The following is a 19,730-nucleotide window of genomic DNA, read 5'->3' on the forward strand; positions in this document are numbered from 1 at the left end:
ATAAATGGTCACATTATAAAATGTGACCATTAAACCCTAATCTAATCCTAAATCTATAAAATTTCTTTAATTATTCTATTAATTCACCTTCAGTAGTATTTAAATTTTCTTTTACTACCTTTGCTTCATTATTTATCTCTTCTTTTTTAACTTCAGCAGAATTATTTTCTTTTACTATGATTTCTTCTTTATTTTCATCCACATTTTCTACCGGATATTTTTCATCTTCTCCCTCGACTTGTGGTTTCTCTTCTTCATTGCCTATTTCAGGTACAACAGTTTCTACCTCTGTATTTTCAGTTGATGGTTTTTCCTCTTCTGGAACAACTTCCTCTACTGGTGGAACAACCTCTGGTTCAGTAACTTCTGGTTCCTCAACTGGAGGTACATATTCATTAGTTAAACTCCATAAAATATTTCCCTCATTATCTTTATATAAATACATAGTTATTTCAACTAAATCTTGATAAAATCTATCCTCAAAATTTGAAGTAAGTTTTATACTTGGAAGTATGTTTTCAGCACCTTCTGGGATAACAAACTCTCCTTCTGTTTTAGTTAATATAATTTCTTTTCCTTCAATCTTTATCTCAGTATTATCTAAGAATCCTTCACTACCTTCAACATCAATTTTTAAATCTTCCCCAGTATAAAAAATTCTCTTAGATAACTCCAAAACTAAAGCTCCTTCTCTTAAGCTTATTTTGGAAACCTCAAAAGCACCTTCCTTAGAATCTAATTCTACAATCCCTACATTATTCTTAGCACTTTTTTCTCCACTAAAGTAAGCATAACTTCCATAAGTAGCACTTGAAGCAAGTGAAACTCCTAAAATTAATGCTATAATTTTATTTCTACTAATCACTTAAACTCCCCCTTACTACTTTACTTCATTATTAGTTTGAGTATATGCTAAATTTAAATCAAAACTAAAATTAGCATTTGAATATTTTTCTGGCATATCTCTTTTCATATTTAAAGTTAATTTTCCTGTTAAAGTTTCTCCATCATCTAAGAAAACTTCATTTCCATTAACATCTAATAACTCTAATTCCTTATTAAATAATGTACTTAAGGCTTCATTACCATTTCCATGAGTTTTAATTTTTTTCCCATTGCTACTTTTAAATGATAGTGAGTAATTTATTTTATCCAATCCATCAGTATCAATAGATGAATTATTAAGCATAAAAGTTATCTTCTGATCTAATGTTCCATTATTAGTTATAACAAAAGTATCACTTACTGGAACTTCTATATCTAATTTTTCTATTTTAATAGTTTTAGTTATATTAGAATCTAAAGTACCTAAAACTAATTTTATCTCTCCATTCATAAACCTTTGGTCAGAAAAATATGCTAAACTTCCTATTCCTCCAGTTATCCCAACTGCTACAATTAAAGCTGTAATTTTTCTAAATTTATTTCCTTTCATATTAAATCTCCTCCTTTTTGTGAGGTAGCTTTAATACTTGTGCTCCTAACCCTAAGGCAACTATTCCCATAAGCATTATTCCTGTATTGCTAAAGCCCCCTGTATTTGGCAAGTCAGAATCATCTTTTTTATATTCATAATTAATAGCCAAATTAAAATTATGATGTAGTCCTTGCCCCTTATTATCCATATTTTCAAAAACTTCTATTTCTAAATGCATTGTTTCTTCACTGTTAGCTTCAATTACAAATTCTTTGGACAACTTAACATTTCTACTTGAAAAAACCTCTTTAAGTGTTCCTTTATAAAGAATTTCATCATTATTCTTTATAGTCACATGAGAATTTTCTAAAAAATGTTCATACCTTTCATCCTCTTCAGTTATGTATTTAGAATTCAAGTAATCATATATCTTTTCGTCCTCAAATGACATATTCTTAATCTTAATATCTTTATTTAAGTTATTTGAAATATTAAGTGAACTTTCTTCTACATTTCCTGGTTTCCATAATACAGTTTCATCGAACAATGTGTTATTTTCTTCAACAGCTTCTACTGTTACATTAGCCTTCTCATCTGCTAAAACTGTCATCCTCTTTGTAGGCATAAATGCTACTGTGGCTAAGAGTGCACATAAAAATATACTTTTGCTTTTCTTCATATTGTTCCCCCCTGTTTCAATAGCCTTACATAATACTCCCATTAACTTTATATTTATATTCCAAAATATAACTAAAAAGAACCAAGTTAACATATCTTTTAAAAATAAATTACATAATATTGGGAATAAAAAAAGAATCAGTACTTAACACATACTAATTCTTTAAACTTTAATGATTTTTTTCTTCTATAAACTTTTATTCTTGCAATTTTTCTTGCATTTTTATATATAAAAAAACGCAACCCTTGGGGCTAGGTTGCGTTTCAGCAATAAGCAATAAATAAAAAGGGGGCTATTTATTCCTTTTATTTATCCTCGCACAACTATTATATTAGATGTTTACTTAAATTGCAAGCAATCTAATACTTTTTTTGCAAGTTTTCCTACATGAATTTCTTATCACAATCATTATCATTTAATTTTCTAAAAATTTTTGTAAAGCACCGCTAATTCACTGTCTGATAGCTCTTTATATTCGCCTTCTTCCAAACTTTCATCTAAAGGAAGGTTTCCAAAAGATGTTCTTTTTAAGTAAACAACCTTCTTACCTCTAGCCTCAAACATTCTCTTAACTTGATGATATTTTCCCTCTTGAACAGTAACTTCTACTCTGGCTGAATCCTCTAAATTTTCTAATACAACGAGCTTAGCACTCATGCATTTATATCCGTCATCTAAAGTTACTCCATTTTCAAAAGCTTTTATATCTTTTTCTGTTATAGGTGCATTTATCTCTGCATAATAAACTTTATCTACATGATACTTTGGTGATATTAATTTATGGTTTAAATCTCCATCATTAGTTAATAGTAATAAACCAACTGTATCCTTATCTAATCTTCCAACTGGGAATGGTTCAAAAACTTGATCTTCCATATATAAAAGATCAATGACCGTTTCATCTCTCTTATCATATGTTGCTGAGATAACTCCTGCCGGTTTATTCATCATTAAATATATGTACTTTTTATATTCTACTTCTTCTCCATTTATAACAATCTTATCCTTATCAGGATCTACTTGAACTCCACTATCCTTAACTACAGTTTCATTAACTGTTACAAACCCTTTTTTAACAACTTGTTTTATTTCTTTTCTTGTTCCGTATCCTAAATTTGATAAAACCTTATCTAATCTTTCCACTAAAGCTTCACTCCTTATAAAAAATTCTACATTTATACATGTGGTTAGTATAATGCAAAGTTGCGTTAATTACAACCAAACTCTACATTCTTTCTTTAAATAATAAAGCCACATCAAAACTAAATAATAGAATTTATAAGTAATTGTAAATCCTATTATTTAGTTTCGATGCAGCTAATTAAAATCTACTATAATAGCGTCTCTTCTATTCAACTTTAAACTCAAAAGTATCATAATCCTCATATGCACACTTTTTATAATAACTCTTAGTTAAAACTAAAACTTTATAAGTTCCTGGTACATATGGTCTAAATGAATAATAACTCTTTCTACTGTACTTTTGAACCAAACTCCAATTTCCATTTACCATTATATAATACTCATAACAAACTCTACTTCCACCATGACATTTAGTTGTGAAATTTATTTCTTCATTTATCTTAAATGTTTCATCAGAAGCAGTTACTTTTGTATTAGTAATAGGCGAAGCTTCATTAATATAGAACTTAACTTCTCTTCTTGAATCAAATCCATCTTTGCACTTAACATTTCTTGCAAAAATATCCACCGAATATTTTCCTGAACATTTTGGAGTTATTTTAAATCTTTTATTTTTTATATAATCAGTTTCCTCAACAACTTGACCATTGACTTTAGTGACATACTTAACTTTTACCTGCCTAGTATTTTGAGTTATTACTTCTATGTCAATATCATCTCCAACTAAAAAATATTCCTTAGAAGGAACTAAAATATGATCAATCTTTCCCTCTGCATACTCTCTTACTTTAAAGTTAACAGTTGTATGATTGTCAAACTCTTTAGTTGAATACTTATCTTTAACCCTAACTTCTAATTGATAATCACCTTTTTCTCTTGGAATAAATTCAACCCAATTTGTACTTCCATAACTTATTTCTTCAAGTACTTCCCCATCCTTTAAAACAACAAAAGCATACTTAAGGTCAGTTCCTCCTTCTGCTGAAACCCTTAATCTTACGACTTCATTGATAATAGGCGTTCTATCTTTATCAAATATAAGCTCTTTTATTTTTATAGGTTTAGCAACCTTTTTATCAATCTTATAGTCTATTTTTGATTCTATCTCATAGTCTCCAATAAATGAATCATCTTTAGCCCAAAGAGTTATTCTATAATTTCCATCTTTTTTTGCACTCCATAAATATGAGCTATTTCTAGAATACCCTGAATCTTCTGCTACTGGGCCATCAATTTTAAATCTATATAAAACATCACTTCCTCCATCTATAGCAGCTTTCACAAGAATCTTTTCTCCTTTAAGCTGAGGAGAAGTTAAATCAGTAGTAAAACTTTTTAGTTTAAGAGGTTCATAAGGTTTTATATCATACACCATAACTGCTCTGTCATCAAATTCTTTAGTCGAATACATATCTCTTATTAAACATAAAAGTTTATACTTCCCTTCAACAACCTCTTTGAAAGTCACTATTCTTCTTGATGAAAAATCTTGTACACAAGATGTAGTTCCATCAGGAGATATTTTTATAAACTTATATAGAGCTGTTCTTTCATCCTCAAAATTTGCATCTACTTGGAATGTAAGTTCAGAGTTTACTAAGAGCTCTTCGCTTAAATTAATAAAATTAGTTATTTCAGGCTTTATAAATTCCTTAGCAGTAAACATAACTGTTTCGTAATCATCAGCAGTATTAGTTGAACTTGGAGCTTTGCACTCTATTAAAAATTCAAACTGTCCACTCTCGTTAATAGTATAATTCAATTTATTTTCCATAGTATAATCTTTTATAAGTTGCCATCCGTTCTTTCCACTTATAAAATACCTATACATTATATTTTCATCAAAACTATCAACCTTTAAAACTGCTTTTTCTCCTACATTAAAAACATCTTTATTAAGATATATTCCTTTTATAAGATTATCATCTTTTTTATTTTTATTCTCTTGTTTATCACCCTTCTTACTCACATTAATGCTCTGGGTAACCTTATAATCAAAAGGCTTATTTGAGTTTTCCTTTTTTCCTTGGACCATAACCATATAATCACCGATTTCTTCTGGTGTCCATGTAAATCTATTGCCCTTTTCAAAATCTCTTAAGGTATCCCAAATTCCATCCTTTCCTATTAGTATTTTATATTTTAGATTATCGCTAGTATTATTTATAATCATTATGTTAACCGGACTGTTGTCTTCTATTACTTCTTTTTCATCTAACTCTAAAAGTAACTCTCCCATAATCACTCCCCCTAATACCCGAAACATGATAAATAAATTATATTACACTTCAGTTTTTATGTAAATATTTTCTATTTTTATTGCTATAAAAACTTCTTTTTCCACATTATTTTTATTTTTATTTAATGTATAAAATTAAATACTTCTGTATATAATGTAGATAGTGTTACTTACTTAACACTGTAAATCTCCTAATTTTATTATATCCATATAATCGAACCATAAAAGAAAACCTCAGATTAATCTGAGGTTTTCTTATTCACCTCAAAATAAATTCTAAATCCCATTACTTCTTAATATTAATTTATCTAAATTATAAGCTAATCTATCGTCATCTTCTTTTTTTCTTTTAGAGCTTCCCTTACTTCTTCCACCAGCTCTTCTATTCTTTTGATGCAAATGTCTTTCAAAAAGTAATCTATCAATGTTTTCATTATCATAAATATTTCCTTTTGGACTAATAGCTAAAGCTCCTCTACCAAGTGCCATAGCTGCTACCCCATAATCTTGTGTTACAACAATATCACCATTTTTAGTAGCATTTGCAACATACATATCTACACTTTGAAAGCCATCATCTACTATTTTAACTTCGGAATAATCAGATCTTATCATATGATTTATTGTACAAAAAATTAAAACATCTATAGACTTACTTTTTGCTACTTTTTCAATAACTTCTCTTCCTGCACATCCATCTCCATCAACGACTATCTTCATAATAAATACTCCTATCAAACAAAAAATTCTCTTAATAAAATTATACCCTTAAAACAAAAAAGAAGCTCTAAAAAGAGCTCCTTTTTAAATTTAATTTATATTATTTTAATCTAGCTTCTAATTCAGCTTTTAAATCTTCGAAACCTGGTTTTCCAAGTAAAGCAAACATGTTTTTCTTGTAAGCTTCAACTCCTGGTTGGTCGAATGGATTTACTCCTAAAACGTATCCGCTAATTCCACAAGCTTTTTCGAAGAAGTAAACTAATCTTCCGAAGTAGTATGGAGTTAACTCAGGAACATTAACAACTATGTTTGGTACTTGACCATCGTTGTGAGCAAGTAAAGTTCCTCTGAAGGCTTGCTTATTTACATAATCCATAGTTTTTCCTGCTAAGAAGTTTAATCCATCTATGTTTTCTTCGTTAGCTTCTATAGTTATTTCTTCTCTAGCATTGTCTACACAAAGAACAGTTTCGAATAAGTCTCTTCTACCTTCTTGGATGTATTGTCCCATTGAGTGAAGGTCAGTTGAGAAGTCAACAGCTGCTGGGAATAATCCTTTGTTGTCTTTTCCTTCTGATTCTCCGTATAATTGTTTCCACCACTCGTTGAAGAAGTGAACACATGGCTCGTAGTTAACTAAAACTTCGATTAATTTTCCTTTATTGTATAAGCAGTTTCTAGCTGCAGCATATTTGTAACACTCATTGTCAGCTAATGAAGGATTTGAATATTCTTCTCTAGCGTCAGCTGCACCTTCCATTATTTCATCAACATTTATACCAGCAGTAGCTATTGGTAATAAACCAACTGCAGTTAAAACTGAGAATCTTCCTCCAACATCATCTGGAATTACGAAAGTCTCATATCCTTCAGCATCAGCTAAAGTTTTTAAAGCACCTTTCTTAGCATCTGTTGTAGCATATATTCTCTTAGTAGCTTCTTCTTTTCCGTATTTCTTTTCCATGAAATCTTTTAAGATTCTGAAAGCTATTGCAGGCTCTGTAGTAGTACCTGATTTTGATATTACGTTTAAGCTTACATCTAATCCATCTATAGCTTTTAATAAGTCAGCCATGTAAGTTGAACTTATGTTGTTTCCTACGTAGAATATAGCAGGAGTTTTTCTCTTATCTTTTGATAATGAGTTATAGAAATTGTTAGTTAACATTTCTATAGCAGCTCTTGCTCCTAAGTAAGAACCACCTATACCTATAACTACTAAAACATCTGAATCACTTTGGATTTTTTTAGCAGCTTCTTTAATTCTTCCAAATTCTTCTTTATCATAATTAACTGGTAGGTCAACCCATCCTAAGAAGTCATTTCCTGCACCTGTTCCATTATGTAATTTCTCATGTGCTGCGTTAATAGTTTCTTGCATGTAAGCAACTTCATGTTCTCTTAAATATGGAGCTGCTTTTGATAAATCAACAACTAATCCTTTTTTCATTATTACTACCTCCATTGACGTTTATAAAGTTATTTTAACCACGCCATTAATATATATAATATAATCGCAAAAATAATTAAACCACCAAATACCATTGGAAGTATTATTGCGTATTGCGCCATCATTATAGCAACCAAATCTTTAAAAGTTGGCTTTTCTTTATCTTTAATCTCTTCCATTAACTTCTCATAATCTTCTTTTTCTTTTCTTCTAGTTATTTCATCTTTAAACCAAAACAAATTTAACTCCCCCCGTTAACCATACGTTAATATTTTATCATTTATCATTTATGTATTACAAGGTAATATCACACTTTTTATACATTTTGTGAAATTTCCTCATATATAGTTATAGTGTAGGAAAATTTTCTTTCCTACACTATACAAAATTTAATTTTTAATTCATTTTTTACATTTTAATACACATTGTTTATACCAAGTTAAAAGAAATTCCCAATCTACTCAACTAAATGACATGCTACATAGTGATCTTTTCCAACACACTTATACTCTGGAATTTCTTTTTTACACTTATCCATAGCATAAGGACATCTTGTGTGGAACTTACATCCAGTTGGTGGATTTGCAGGTGATGGAATATCACCTCTTAATATTATTCTTTCTCTCTTTATTGTTGGATCTGGTATTGGAACCGCTGATAATAAAGCCTTAGTGTATGGATGTAGTGGATTTTCATAAAGCTCATTTTTAGGAGCTAGCTCAACTAAACTTCCTAAATACATAACTCCAATTTTATGACATATGTGTTTTACTATACTTAAATCGTGAGATATGAAAAGATATGAGAATCCCATCTCTTCTTGTAAATCCATCATTAAATTTACTATCTGTGATTGTATTGAAACATCAAGAGCTGAAACTGGCTCATCAGCTACTATAAAGCTTGGATTTAAAGCCAATGCTCTTGCAATACCAATTCTCTGTCTTTGTCCACCTGAAAATTCATGTGGGTATCTCTTCATATGATATCTAGCAAGACCACATCTCTCTATAGTTTGAGCTACTCTTTCCGGCAACTCTTCCTTGCTACATAACTTATGACTTATTAAAGCCTCTCCTACTAATGAGTCAACTGATAATCTAGGATTTAATGATGAATATGGATCTTGGAATATCATTTGCATCCTAGGTCTTAACTCTCTAAGCTCTTTCTTTTTTAAATCAAATATATCTTTTCCTTCAAAATATACATTTCCATCAGTCTTTTCAAATAATCTTAAAATTGCTCTTCCTGTTGTTGACTTACCACAACCTGATTCTCCAACTAGTCCTAAAGTTTCACCTTTATCTATAGTAAAACTTACTCCATCAACAGCCTTTACATGCCCAACTGTCTTAGAAAAAACTCCTGATTTAATTGGAAAGTATTTTTTTAAATTTTCAACTTTTAAAACTGTATTATCTTGCATCTACTTTCCCTCCTTATATAACCAGCATGAAACCTTGTGTCTATTTCCTACATCAATAAGAGTTGGTTGATTCTCTTTGCATTTCTTCATACATTTGTCGCATCTCTCATTGAAGTAACAGTTATCTGGCATACCTACTGGATTAGGAACTTGCCCAGGTATTGAATAAAGTCTAGTTTCATTTCCGCCAACTGATGGCTTAGATTTAAGTAATCCTTGAGTATATGGATGAAGTGGATTTTTGAATAACTCTATAACTGGAGCCTCTTCAATAACCTTACCTGCATACATTACTACAACATAATCTGCCATCTCAGCAACAACACCTAAATCATGTGTTATTAATAATATTGAAGTGTTTAATTTCTCTTTTATATCCCTCATAAGATCTAGAATTTGAGCTTGGATTGTAACATCAAGTGCAGTTGTAGGCTCGTCAGCTATTAAAAGCTTCGGATTACAACAAACTGCCATTGCAATCATAATTCTTTGTCTCATTCCTCCAGATAATTCATGAGGATAACATTTCATTATTTCCTCTGCCCTAGCTATACCTATGATTTTTAAAACTTCTACCGCTTTCTTCTCAGCTTCTGCTTTTGATAAGTGCTGATGAAGAATAATCGCTTCGCAAATTTGATCTCCTATTTTAAATACAGGATTTAAAGATGTCATTGGTTCCTGGAATATAACAGAAATATCATTTCCTCTCATATCCATAAGTTCTTCTTCAGTGAACTTTAAAACATCTTTTCCATCAAAGAATATTTCTCCTCCAACTATTTTTCCAGGAGGAGTTGGTATTAATCTCATAAGAGACATAGCAGTTACAGATTTTCCACAACCAGATTCTCCAACTACGCAAACTGTCTCTCCCTCTTTTATTTTAAAACTAACGTTATTTACAGCTTTAACTATACCCTCACCTGTATGAAAGTGAGTTTCAAGATTTTTAAATTCTACTAATGTTTTTCCCATTACACTCTCCCCCTTAAACTTTTAGCTTAGGATCTAGAGCATCTCTTAATCCATCTCCAAATATATTTATTGATATAACAGTTAAGAATATACATATTCCTGGAGGTATCCATAACCACCATCTATTAGTTAATGTATAGTAATCTTGAGCTGCTTGTATCATATTTCCCCAAGTTGGTGTAGGTGGTGTAACTCCAAGGCCTAAGAAACTTAGAGATGACTCTGTTAATATAGCTCCACCAATTCCTAATGTAGCTGAAACTATGATTACAGCTAATGTGTTAGGTAATAAGTGTAAAAACATTTTTCTAGCATCAGAAAGACCTAATGATTCTGCCGCTTGCATAAACTCTTGCTCTCTTAGAGATAAAACCATACCTCTAACCATACGACAAGTACCAGTCCAACTTAATGCACCTATAATAAACATAACTACGAAAATTCTATATTCTGGTGGTATCTTTAAATCTGACATTATAGCAGATACCATTATTAATAATGATAAGAATGGGAAACACATAAATACGTCAACAATTCTCATTATTATACTATCTACTAATCCACCATAATAACCAGCTAATATACCTAAGCTAGTACCTATAGTAATAGAAATACCTACTGCAACTATACCTATTGAAAGTGAATATCTACTTCCATACATAAGTCTTGCTAATACGTCTCTACCAGAAGCATCTGTTCCTAACCAATGTTCTGCTGAAGGTGGTTTATTAGTATTTAATAAATCTATAGTTAAATGATCATGTGGATATAACATTGGTCCAAATACAGCTATAGCCACAAGAATTAAAAGTATAAACAATCCACTTAATGCTAGTTTATTCTTTTTTAACCTTTTAAAAGCAACAGTCCAAGGGCTTTCAATTTTTTCTTTTTTAACTTTTACTTTCTTATTTACTTCTGTTTGCATTTCCAAAGCCCCCCTACTTCAATCTTATTCTAGGATCTACAAAGGCATATATAATATCAGCAAGTAAGTTTCCTATAAGAACCAATATTGCTAATGTAAGATTTATACCCATAAGTAGATAATAGTCTCTATTATTTACAGCACTTAGCTGAACAGGACCTATACCAGGCCAGTTAAAGATTTTTTCTGTTAATGTGGCACCTGAGAATAATCCTGGAATTGACATACCTAATAATGTTACAACTGGAATTAAAGCATTTCTTAAAGCATGTTTATAAATAACAACTTTTTCCTTTAATCCTTTTGCTCTTGCAGTTCTTATGTAGTCTTGTCTAACTACCTCAAGCATACTTGATCTTGTGTATCTCATCCATCCACCTACGCTTCCAAGAGTTAAAACTATAAGTGGTAAAATCATGTGATGTAATACGTCTAAAATATATTGCATTCCTGTATATGCACTACCTGCATCTGTCATACCCGATATAGGGAATAAATTAAGCTGAACTCCCAAATATTTTATTAATATAAGTCCAAAGAAGAACGACGGCATTGATATCCCCATAAGGGCAAAGACCGTAAAGAATTTATCAAAAAATGAATATTGCTTGGTTGCTGAAATTATTCCTATTGGAACTGCTATTATTAGTCCCAGTATCAAGGACGCAGCTCCCAAGATAAATGAATTTGGTATAAAATCTCTCATTACATCTGCAACTGGTCTTTTATAATAGAAAGATTCTCCTAAAGACCCTTCTGTTACAATACCTTTTAACCAGTACATGTACTGAGTTGTTTTTGGTTCATCCAAATGATATTTTTCTCTTATTGCTTGCTTAGTTTCTACACTCATGTTTGGATCCATATTAGCTGTAATAGCATCTCCTGGAGCCATAGCAAAGATAAAGAAAAGCACTAAAGAAACTCCAAAAATAGTTGGTATTATTTGAAGTACTCTTCTAGTAATAAATTGTAGCATTTTGCTGTTCCCCCCATTTTTCAAAATTAGCCTGGATTTTTGTCCAGGCTAACTTTTGATTTATTTTAATTTTATTCATTAACTAATTCAAGTTTGTAAACATCATGAGTCCAATCAATATAAGTTGAAGGTTGATATCCCTTAACTTTTGCACTTGATGCAAACATCTCTTGAGCATTACCTAAAAGGATGTATGGTAAATCTTCAGAGAACTTTAATTGCCACTCTCCATAGATTTTCTTTCTTTCATTTTGATCAGTTGTAGCTTTACCATCTTTCAACAATTGATCTGCTTCTTCATTTCTCCAACCAACATTATTAAATCCTCCTGGTACATCCTGAGAAATAGCAAATATTCCTGATGGATCTGGATCTATTGAAAGGTTCCAAGCAGCATTGAATATGTCATACTCTCTCTTATCAACCTTATCAAGCATTGTTCCAAACTCCATTAACTCTGGAGTAACCTTAACACCAATTTGTTCCCATGATTGTTGAACTATTGGAATTAATGATTCAACGTATTTAGAATCTGTGTAAGTTAACCATTGAAGTTCTAATTCAACTCCATCCTTATCTCTTACACCATTTCCATTTGTATCTTTCCATCCAGCTTCATCAAGTAATTCATTAGCTTTTTCTGGATTATAATCATAAGTTGGTACATCTGGGTTATATGCCCATGAAGTTGGAAGAATATGTGAGTTGTAAACTTGTCCATATCCTTGGTAGTATGACTCCATAAATCCTTGTCTATTTAATCCATAAACTAAAGCTTGTCTTACCTTAGGATCTTTAACCTTATCACTACCATAGTTCATTCCTATATATCCATATCCATTTTGCATATATAAATCCATATTTAAGAATCCTGCTTGTTTTAATGGATCTATATTTTCTGGCTTAGCTCCAACTCTATCTATATCAACTGTTCCAGCCATTAATTCTTGTAATTGTGTTTGTGCATTTGTAACTTTCATTACTATATAAGGTATCTTTGGTTCACCTTTCCAGTAATCAGCATTCTTTTCAAACTTAACTTCTTGTCCTGGTTTGAAGTGAACAAATTTATATGCCCCTGATCCAACTGGATTTAATAATTTATCTTTAACTGCTTGGAAATTACCTTTTTCAAATCCATAATAATTTTCTGGCATAATTCCATAACTAAAGTTCCAGATACCTTGAGCATCTACTTCTTTATTAGTAAATTCAATTGTATAATCATCTATAACCTTAATACCTTCAACTGACTCAGCATCACCTTTGTTATACTCTTCGTAACCAACTAAGTTGCTAACAGCATCCATTCTCGGTCCATCATATCCAGGATCACAAATAGATGTAAATGTGAATGCTACATCCTTGGCAGTTAATTCTGTTCCATCAGTGAACTTAATTCCTTTGTTTAATTTGAAAGTATAAATTTTACCATCTTCTGAAACTTCATAGCTCTCTGCTACATTTGGAATTGGTTCACCTTTTTCATTATTTGAAATCAATCCATCAAATATTAAATTATTAACCCAAGCATCATAAGTAGTTGAACCGTATATTGGTACAAATTCTCCCTTTGGATCTGTTGTTCCAACGATTAAAGTATCTTTTCTATTCTTTGCAGTCTCTGGTATTGCCGCTGGATTTTCAGCTGCTATTCTTTCAGGTTTTGATAAATCTTTCTTCTCTCCACCTGTATTTTCTTCTGAGCCTGAATTTGATCCACCATTATTTCCTTCTGCTGGTTTATCTGCTCCGCCCCCGCATGCTACAAATAACATTGAAGCAGCTAATCCTGCTGTTAATAATGTAACTAATTTTCTTTTCATTAATTTTGCCCCCTTTTAATAAAAATTTATTGTTAGTATGTAATAATTTGCAATGCCCCATTATTTTTCTTGCTTAATACATACATTTCTTATTGTTTCATAAAATAAAATTTTATTCCATATTTTACTTTATTTTCATATTAACAATTATATCCCTTAAAATTTACTTTGTAAATAGAGATTTTTATTAATAAATTAATAATTTCAAGCTTATTTTATAACTATATTGTTAATATTCCTTTGTGTTCTCCTATGAAAAACACTCGTCTTTAAAGTTTTATTATTTGTATTTTAAATTATTTCCAATAATTTTGCAATATTGGAAATTTATTTTTTCATTATAAATAATTTACCGTTAATTTTCTTTTATTCTTATTCTCTATGTATTTTTTATTAGCATATGTTTTTAAATATACTCTTCTTTGTATTAAATTATTAATTTTATTGATAATAATATATATCATATGAAATCTCACAAAATTGTTACTACACAATCTCAAAAAAATATTATTCGTGATAAAAGTTACAGTACATACTTTTTTTTAGTGATATAATTTCATTGCAATTAGTACGATATTTATAACTTTTAGAGTTAAAAAATTAACAAACAAAGGAGTAATACAATGAATACTTTAAATCTTAAAGGTAATCCACGTCGTGGATTAACAGGCGCAACTTTAGGTTTCTTCATCGGATTTGCAGCGGTTTCACTTTATGGACCGACGTCTGCTATATTCAAAGAAGCTTTTGTAAACCTAAACCCAGTATTATTAGCTTTACTTATAGCTGCACCTAACTTATCAGGTTCATTATTAAGAATCCCATTCTCAGCATGGGTTGATACTACTGGCGGAAGAAAGCCACTTATAGTCTTACTTTTACTATCAATAATAGGTATGGGTGGTTTATACGTAGTTTTAGCATTCTTTAACGATAACTTAAACCAATATTATTCTTTATTATTTATACTAGGACTTTTATCTGGATGTGGTATAGCAACATTCTCAGTTGGTGTCAGTCAGGCATCTTACTGGTTCCCTAAAAGTCAACAAGGTGTTGCTTTAGGAATCTATGGCGGAGTTGGTAACTTAGCTCCTGGAATATTTGCTTTATTAATACCAAACTTAGCTCTTCCATTCTTAGGATTACCTGGTTCATACTTAGCTTGGTTAATATTCCTAATAGTAGGAACAGTTATTTACATAAAAATAGGTCAGAACGCTTGGTACTTCCAACTTGTTGATAAAGGAATAAGTAAAGATGAAGCTAAAGAAATAGCTTCAAAAGAGTACGGTCAAGAATTATTCCCTAAAGGAAAAGCAAGTGAAACACTTTTAATATCAGCTAAGTCATGGAAAACATGGGCATTAGTATTTATATACTTCACAACTTTCGGCGGATTCTTAGCACTAACAGGTTGGTTCCCTAACTATTGGATGACTTATTTCGGACTTAATATAAAAATTGCAGGTCTTTTAACTGCTTGCTACTCTATATTAACTTCATTAACAAGAATATATGGCGGTAAACTTGCAGATAAAAATGGTGGAGAAATAACTACTGTCATTTCTCTTGCAATAGCACTTGCAGGAGCAATTTGTATGACATTTGCTTCAACTATGCCATTAGCAATAGTAGGTATAATCCTTCTTGCTGTGGGAATGGGTGTTGCTAATGCAGCAGTATTCAAAATAGTTCCTAATGCTGTACCAGAAGCTATGGGTGGAGCATCAGGATGGATTGGTGGATTAGGAGCTTTAGGTGGATTCTTAATACCTCCTGTAATGGCATCATTCCTAAATAAATCAGGATTTGCTGGATACTCACAAGGTTTCTCAGTATTTATAGTTTTAATAGTTTTAGCTATAGGCGTAATTGCATTATTCCAAGCTATACAAAAGAAATCAGCTAAATAAAAACAGTTAAAATAAAAAGTAGCTATGAAATTTTCATAGCTACTTTTTTATATTTAATAACAATATCCTAAATACTTAAATTCTATATATTAAATACACTATCCACAGAATATTAAAATTTTAAACCCTTAATTTAAAATATCTATAATATTGTTTATTAATCTCATTTCAAAATTAAATAGACAACCTTAAGATTGCCTATTTAACCTGTAATAAAATTTATATATTAATGATTAATTTGGATACTTATTTATCTTATTCCCACTCAATAGTTGCTGGTGGTTTTGAAGTTACATCATACACAATTCTGTTAACTCCTTTAACCTCATTAACTATTCTTCTTGAAACTTTATCTATTACTTCATATGGAATATGAGCCCAGTTTGAAGTCATTCCATCAGAAGATGTAACTGCTCTTAATCCTACAGTATGACAGTAAGTTCTCTCGTCTCCCATAACTCCAACTGATTGGATGTTAGGTAAAACTGCGAAGTATTGCCATATTTCACTTTCAAGTCCAGCTAAAGCTATCTCTTCTCTGAAAATAGCATCCGCTTCTCTAACAACCTCTAATTTTTCCTCAGTAACCTCTCCTAAAACCCTTATAGCTAATCCTGGTCCGTGGGAATGGCTGTCTCCATACTAAGTGATGAGGAATTCCTAACTCTTCACCTACAGCTCTAACTTCATCTTTAAATAACTCTCTTAATGGCTCTATTAATGAGAATTCCATGTCCTCTGGAAGTCCTCCAACATTGTGGTGACTCTTGATTACTGCTGAAGTATCAGTTCCACTTTCAACAACATCTGGGTATATAGTTCCTTGAACTAAGAATTTAATATCGCCTAATTTATTAGCTTCTTCTTCGAATACTCTGATGAATTCTTCTCCGATTATCTTTCTCTTAGTTTCTGGATCTGAAACTCCTTTTAATTTACCTAAGAATCTATCTTGAGCGTTAACTCTTATAAGATTCATATCAAAACCTTCTTTGAAGATTTTTTCTACTTGATCGCCCTCGTCTTTTCTTAATAGACCGTGATCAACAAATATACAAGTTAATTGCTTACCTACAGCCTTATGAACCATAACTGCTGCTACTGATGAATCTACACCACCTGATAGTGCACATATTAACTTTTGGTCTCCAACTATTCTCTTTATTTCAGCTATCTTCTCTTCTGCAAATGAAGCCATTGACCATGAATTTTCTAATCCACATATATTGTAAAGGAAGTTTCTCATCATATCTTGACCAAATGGAGTATGTTCAACTTCTGGGTGGAATTGAACACCATAAAGTCTTCTTTCTTCATTTTCCATAGCAGCTACTGGACATACATCTGTATGAGCTATGATTTTGAATCCTTCTGGAGCTTCTGCAATGTAGTCAGTGTGACTCATCCAACAAGTTTCATCAGCTTCTATTCCATGGAATAACTTTGATGAGTTATCTAAAGTTACATTAGTTTTTCCATATTCTCTAACTGGAGCAGTTGCAACTTTTCCACCTAAAAGATGTGCCATTAACTGATCTCCATAACATATTCCTAATATAGGAACATTTAACTCAAATATTTCTTTATCTAATGAAGGAGTATTTTCTCCATAAACTGAGTTTGGTCCACCAGTGAATATTATTCCTTTTGGATTTTTCTCTTTTATTTTTTCTATACTATAAGTGTAAGGTATTATTTCACAATAAACTCCACACTCTCTAACTCTTCTTGCTATTAATTGATTATATTGGCCACCGAAGTCGACAACTAAAACTAAATCTCTCATTTGCTTTCCTCCACAATTTTAATATTCCGTTCATCTTATATAATATATTGCAACAAAATGTTAAAACCTTCAAGACATTTATTTTAACATTTTGTTGAACTTTGTATCCTATTGGTTAACACTATAGTTTGGTGCTTCTTTAGTAATATTTATATCATGTGGGTGACTTTCTCTGAATCCTGCTGATGTTTGAACAACAAAGTTAGCAGTTTCATATAATTGCTCTAAAGTTGGAGCTCCTAAGTATCCCATTCCTGATTTTATTCCACCGATTAATTGGTAAATAGTATCTGCTAAATGTCCTTTGTAGGCAATTCTTCCTTCAACTCCTTCTGGAACGAATTTCTTAGTTCCATTTTGGAAGTATCTATCACTTGAACCTTTAGCCATAGCTCCTAAAGAACCCATTCCTCTGTAAACTTTATAGCTTCTTCCTTGGAATATTTCTATAGCTCCTGGTGCTTCTTCACATCCTGCAAAGATTGATCCCATCATAGCTGCACAAGCACCTGCTGCTAAAGCTTTTACTATATCTCCTGAGTATTTTAATCCACCATCAGCGATTACTGGAACGCCTAATTTTTTTCCTTCTTCTGCACAATCCATAACTGCTGTTAATTGAGGAACCCCAACACCTGCAACTATTCTTGTAGTACATATTGAACCAGGTCCTATACCAACTTTAACACAATCTGCACCAGCTTCTGCTAAATCTCTTACTGCTTCTGGTGTAGCTATATTACCAGCTATTATTTGAAGTTCAGGATATTTAGCTTTTATTCTCTTAACTCCTTCAATAACTCCTTTTGAATGACCATGAGCTGTATCTAAAACTATAACGTCTACGTTAGCTTTAACTACTGCATCTACTCTTTCCATCATGTCAGCAGTCACTCCGATTGAAGCTCCACATAAAAGTCTTCCTTTTTCATCTTTAGCCGCATTAGGGAAAGCTTTTGCTTTTTCTATATCCTTTATAGTTATAAGTCCTTTTAAGTTATTTTCGTCATCAACTAAAGGAAGTTTTTCGATTTTATGTTGCTTTAATATTTCTAAAGCTTCAACTAAAGTAGTTCCTTCTTTAGCAGTAACTAGTGGGCTCTTTGTCATAACCTCTGAAACTTTCTTCTCGTAGTTTGTTTCAAAAACTATATCTCTATTAGTTATGATACCAACTAATTTTTCTTCTCTTGTTACAGGGACCCCTGAAATTCTGTATCGAGCCATTAATTCTAAAGCTTCACTTACTGTATGATCTTCTGATAAGAATATTGGATCAGTTATAACTCCATTTTCTTGTCTTTTAACTCTATCAACTTCTCTTGCTTGATCTTCAATTGTCATATTTTTATGGATTATTCCTATTCCACCTTCTCTAGCCATAGCTATTGCCATTTTAGATTCAGTAACTGTATCCATACTTGCACTCATTAAAGGAATGTTTAATTGAATCTTCTTTGTTAATTGAGTTTTTAAAGAAACCTCATTAGGTAGAACCTCTGATTTATTTGGTACTAATAATACATCATCAAATGTATATGCTGTTTTTAATATTCTTGCCATATCGATCGCCTCCACACTATATTTTCAAAGTTATTTATGTACAATTAAGTAATTTTTATGAAACTCGTTTTTAAAAGGCCCGCTCTATTTTTGAATGCAAACTTGCAAATATACATTAGATATGAAATTTATTTTTCAAAAAAAAGCATACTAACCTCTAAGTGAAGTCAATATGCTTATAGTACACCTATAGTATATCAAATTCACTCATAGACGGAAATTTAAGGTCTCCGGTAGAAACGCTTTGCCTTATTCAAAGCTTATACGAGTTTATTTATGTTCCGTTTTGTCTAATTTTTATTAATTATAATCCATGAAAGAAGGCTTGTCAACAAAATGCATTAAATTAATTTTAAAACCTCCTTTATGAAAGTTTATATTCATCCCATCTTGTAAATGCAAGTTATTTTTCACAAACATTCTCTATTCTCATTCATTTTAATCATTCGGATTTTTAGTTAATTATATAGAATTTCTTCATAATTTATTCTATTTAGCACTTATTTATGGAAATATTATCAAAATAGAACCTTATTGCAAGACTCCTACTACCAAATATTTCATTTCCATAACACTTTGTATCATTAAATATTTTGTATACCACTTTACAAAATAAAATGTATACTCCTAACTAATAATATTATTATTCACTAATTTAAAACAAACTACTAAGC

General features: G+C 31.1%; 15 protein-coding genes, 1 pseudogene and 1 riboswitch. Of the genes and pseudogenes, 1 reads left to right on the forward strand and 15 read right to left on the reverse strand.

Translation table 11 applies throughout. The annotated features are described in order from the left end of the window. Positions 1-70: 70 nt before the first annotated feature. The 13 genes from ACQZHJ_RS15570 to ACQZHJ_RS15630 all read right to left on the reverse strand — a co-directional run bounded on the left by ACQZHJ_RS15570 (position 71) and on the right by ACQZHJ_RS15630 (position 13,791). A complete protein-coding gene (locus ACQZHJ_RS15570) occupies positions 71-865 on the reverse strand; it encodes a hypothetical protein (protein ID WP_430486425.1) in 795 nt (264 codons plus the stop codon). A gap of 15 nt (positions 866-880) precedes the next feature. Then, positions 881-1,435 (reverse strand): TasA family protein, encoded by a 555-nt coding sequence (locus tag ACQZHJ_RS15575; RefSeq protein ID WP_430486426.1) that lies wholly within the window; start codon positions 1,433-1,435, stop codon positions 881-883. A 1-nt stretch (position 1,436) separates the two neighbouring features. Beyond that, complete coding sequence (locus ACQZHJ_RS15580) at positions 1,437-2,096, reverse strand: LPXTG cell wall anchor domain-containing protein (RefSeq protein WP_430486427.1); 660 nt, start codon at positions 2,094-2,096, stop codon at positions 1,437-1,439. 423 nt (positions 2,097-2,519) lie between these two features. Then, complete coding sequence (locus ACQZHJ_RS15585) at positions 2,520-3,239, reverse strand: pseudouridine synthase (protein WP_430486428.1); 720 nt, start codon at positions 3,237-3,239, stop codon at positions 2,520-2,522. 205 nt (positions 3,240-3,444) lie between these two features. After that, positions 3,445-5,478 (reverse strand): triple tyrosine motif-containing protein, encoded by a 2,034-nt coding sequence (locus ACQZHJ_RS15590; protein WP_430486429.1) that lies wholly within the window; start codon positions 5,476-5,478, stop codon positions 3,445-3,447. A gap of 276 nt (positions 5,479-5,754) precedes the next feature. Further along, positions 5,755-6,198, reverse strand: a complete 444-nt coding sequence (locus tag ACQZHJ_RS15595) for a YaiI/YqxD family protein (RefSeq protein WP_430486430.1) — start codon at positions 6,196-6,198, stop codon at positions 5,755-5,757. A gap of 100 nt (positions 6,199-6,298) precedes the next feature. Continuing rightward, positions 6,299-7,651, reverse strand: coding sequence for a glucose-6-phosphate isomerase (locus ACQZHJ_RS15600; protein WP_430486431.1), 1,353 nt, complete (start codon positions 7,649-7,651; stop codon positions 6,299-6,301). A gap of 29 nt (positions 7,652-7,680) precedes the next feature. Further along, the gene (locus ACQZHJ_RS15605) at positions 7,681-7,890 is read right to left on the reverse strand and encodes a hypothetical protein (protein WP_430486432.1); all 210 of its coding nucleotides are present in this window, start codon (positions 7,888-7,890) and stop codon (positions 7,681-7,683) included. A 218-nt stretch (positions 7,891-8,108) separates the two neighbouring features. Beyond that, entirely contained in the window at positions 8,109-9,080 is a 972-nt protein-coding gene (locus tag ACQZHJ_RS15610; protein ID WP_430486433.1) for an ABC transporter ATP-binding protein, read from the reverse strand. Next, complete coding sequence (locus tag ACQZHJ_RS15615; protein WP_430486434.1) at positions 9,081-10,058, reverse strand: ABC transporter ATP-binding protein; 978 nt, start codon at positions 10,056-10,058, stop codon at positions 9,081-9,083. A 13-nt stretch (positions 10,059-10,071) separates the two neighbouring features. After that, entirely contained in the window at positions 10,072-10,986 is a 915-nt protein-coding gene (gene opp4C / locus ACQZHJ_RS15620; protein ID WP_430486435.1) for an oligopeptide ABC transporter permease, read from the reverse strand. 13 nt (positions 10,987-10,999) lie between these two features. Further along, complete coding sequence (locus tag ACQZHJ_RS15625; RefSeq protein WP_430486436.1) at positions 11,000-11,965, reverse strand: ABC transporter permease; 966 nt, start codon at positions 11,963-11,965, stop codon at positions 11,000-11,002. Between the two features lie 71 nt (positions 11,966-12,036). Next, positions 12,037-13,791, reverse strand: coding sequence for an ABC transporter substrate-binding protein (locus ACQZHJ_RS15630; RefSeq protein WP_430486437.1), 1,755 nt, complete (start codon positions 13,789-13,791; stop codon positions 12,037-12,039). 623 nt (positions 13,792-14,414) lie between these two features. On the opposite strand from ACQZHJ_RS15630, the gene ACQZHJ_RS15635 reads away from it, so the two are divergent. Further along, positions 14,415-15,707 (forward strand): MFS transporter, encoded by a 1,293-nt coding sequence (locus ACQZHJ_RS15635; RefSeq protein WP_430486438.1) that lies wholly within the window; start codon positions 14,415-14,417, stop codon positions 15,705-15,707. Positions 15,708-15,962: 255 nt separating this feature from the next. On the opposite strand, the pseudogene guaA reads toward ACQZHJ_RS15635, so the two are convergent. Continuing rightward, positions 15,963-17,493 (reverse strand): annotated as a pseudogene (gene guaA, locus ACQZHJ_RS15640) (glutamine-hydrolyzing GMP synthase). A 108-nt stretch (positions 17,494-17,601) separates the two neighbouring features. Beyond that, the gene (gene guaB / locus ACQZHJ_RS15645) at positions 17,602-19,056 is read right to left on the reverse strand and encodes an IMP dehydrogenase (RefSeq protein WP_430486439.1); all 1,455 of its coding nucleotides are present in this window, start codon (positions 19,054-19,056) and stop codon (positions 17,602-17,604) included. Between the two features lie 190 nt (positions 19,057-19,246). After that, positions 19,247-19,344: riboswitch (purine riboswitch) on the reverse strand. Between the last annotated feature and the right edge of the window lie 386 nt (positions 19,345-19,730).

Origin of the sequence: Clostridium sp. B9, from assembly GCF_050509515.1 — a bacterium.
Classification (GTDB): domain Bacteria; phylum Bacillota; class Clostridia; order Clostridiales; family Clostridiaceae; genus Sarcina.

Bases quoted from the DNA above. Each gene is read 5' to 3' on its own strand.
- ACQZHJ_RS15575 (WP_430486426.1), bottom strand. From the start codon at position 1,435: ATGAAAGGAAATAAATTTAGAAAAATTACAGCTTTAATTGTAGCAGTT.
- ACQZHJ_RS15580 (WP_430486427.1), bottom strand. From the start codon at position 2,096: ATGAAGAAAAGCAAAAGTATATTTTTATGTGCACTCTTAGCCACAGTA.
- ACQZHJ_RS15590 (WP_430486429.1), bottom strand. From the start codon at position 5,478: ATGGGAGAGTTACTTTTAGAGTTAGATGAAAAAGAAGTAATAGAAGAC.
- ACQZHJ_RS15595 (WP_430486430.1), bottom strand. From the start codon at position 6,198: ATGAAGATAGTCGTTGATGGAGATGGATGTGCAGGAAGAGAAGTTATT.
- ACQZHJ_RS15600 (WP_430486431.1), bottom strand. From the start codon at position 7,651: ATGAAAAAAGGATTAGTTGTTGATTTATCAAAAGCAGCTCCATATTTA.
- ACQZHJ_RS15610 (WP_430486433.1), bottom strand. From the start codon at position 9,080: ATGCAAGATAATACAGTTTTAAAAGTTGAAAATTTAAAAAAATACTTT.
- ACQZHJ_RS15615 (WP_430486434.1), bottom strand. From the start codon at position 10,058: ATGGGAAAAACATTAGTAGAATTTAAAAATCTTGAAACTCACTTTCAT.
- opp4C (WP_430486435.1), bottom strand. From the start codon at position 10,986: ATGCAAACAGAAGTAAATAAGAAAGTAAAAGTTAAAAAAGAAAAAATT.
- ACQZHJ_RS15625 (WP_430486436.1), bottom strand. From the start codon at position 11,965: ATGCTACAATTTATTACTAGAAGAGTACTTCAAATAATACCAACTATT.
- ACQZHJ_RS15630 (WP_430486437.1), bottom strand. From the start codon at position 13,791: ATGAAAAGAAAATTAGTTACATTATTAACAGCAGGATTAGCTGCTTCA.
- ACQZHJ_RS15635 (WP_430486438.1), top strand. From the start codon at position 14,415: ATGAATACTTTAAATCTTAAAGGTAATCCACGTCGTGGATTAACAGGC.
- guaB (WP_430486439.1), bottom strand. From the start codon at position 19,056: ATGGCAAGAATATTAAAAACAGCATATACATTTGATGATGTATTATTA.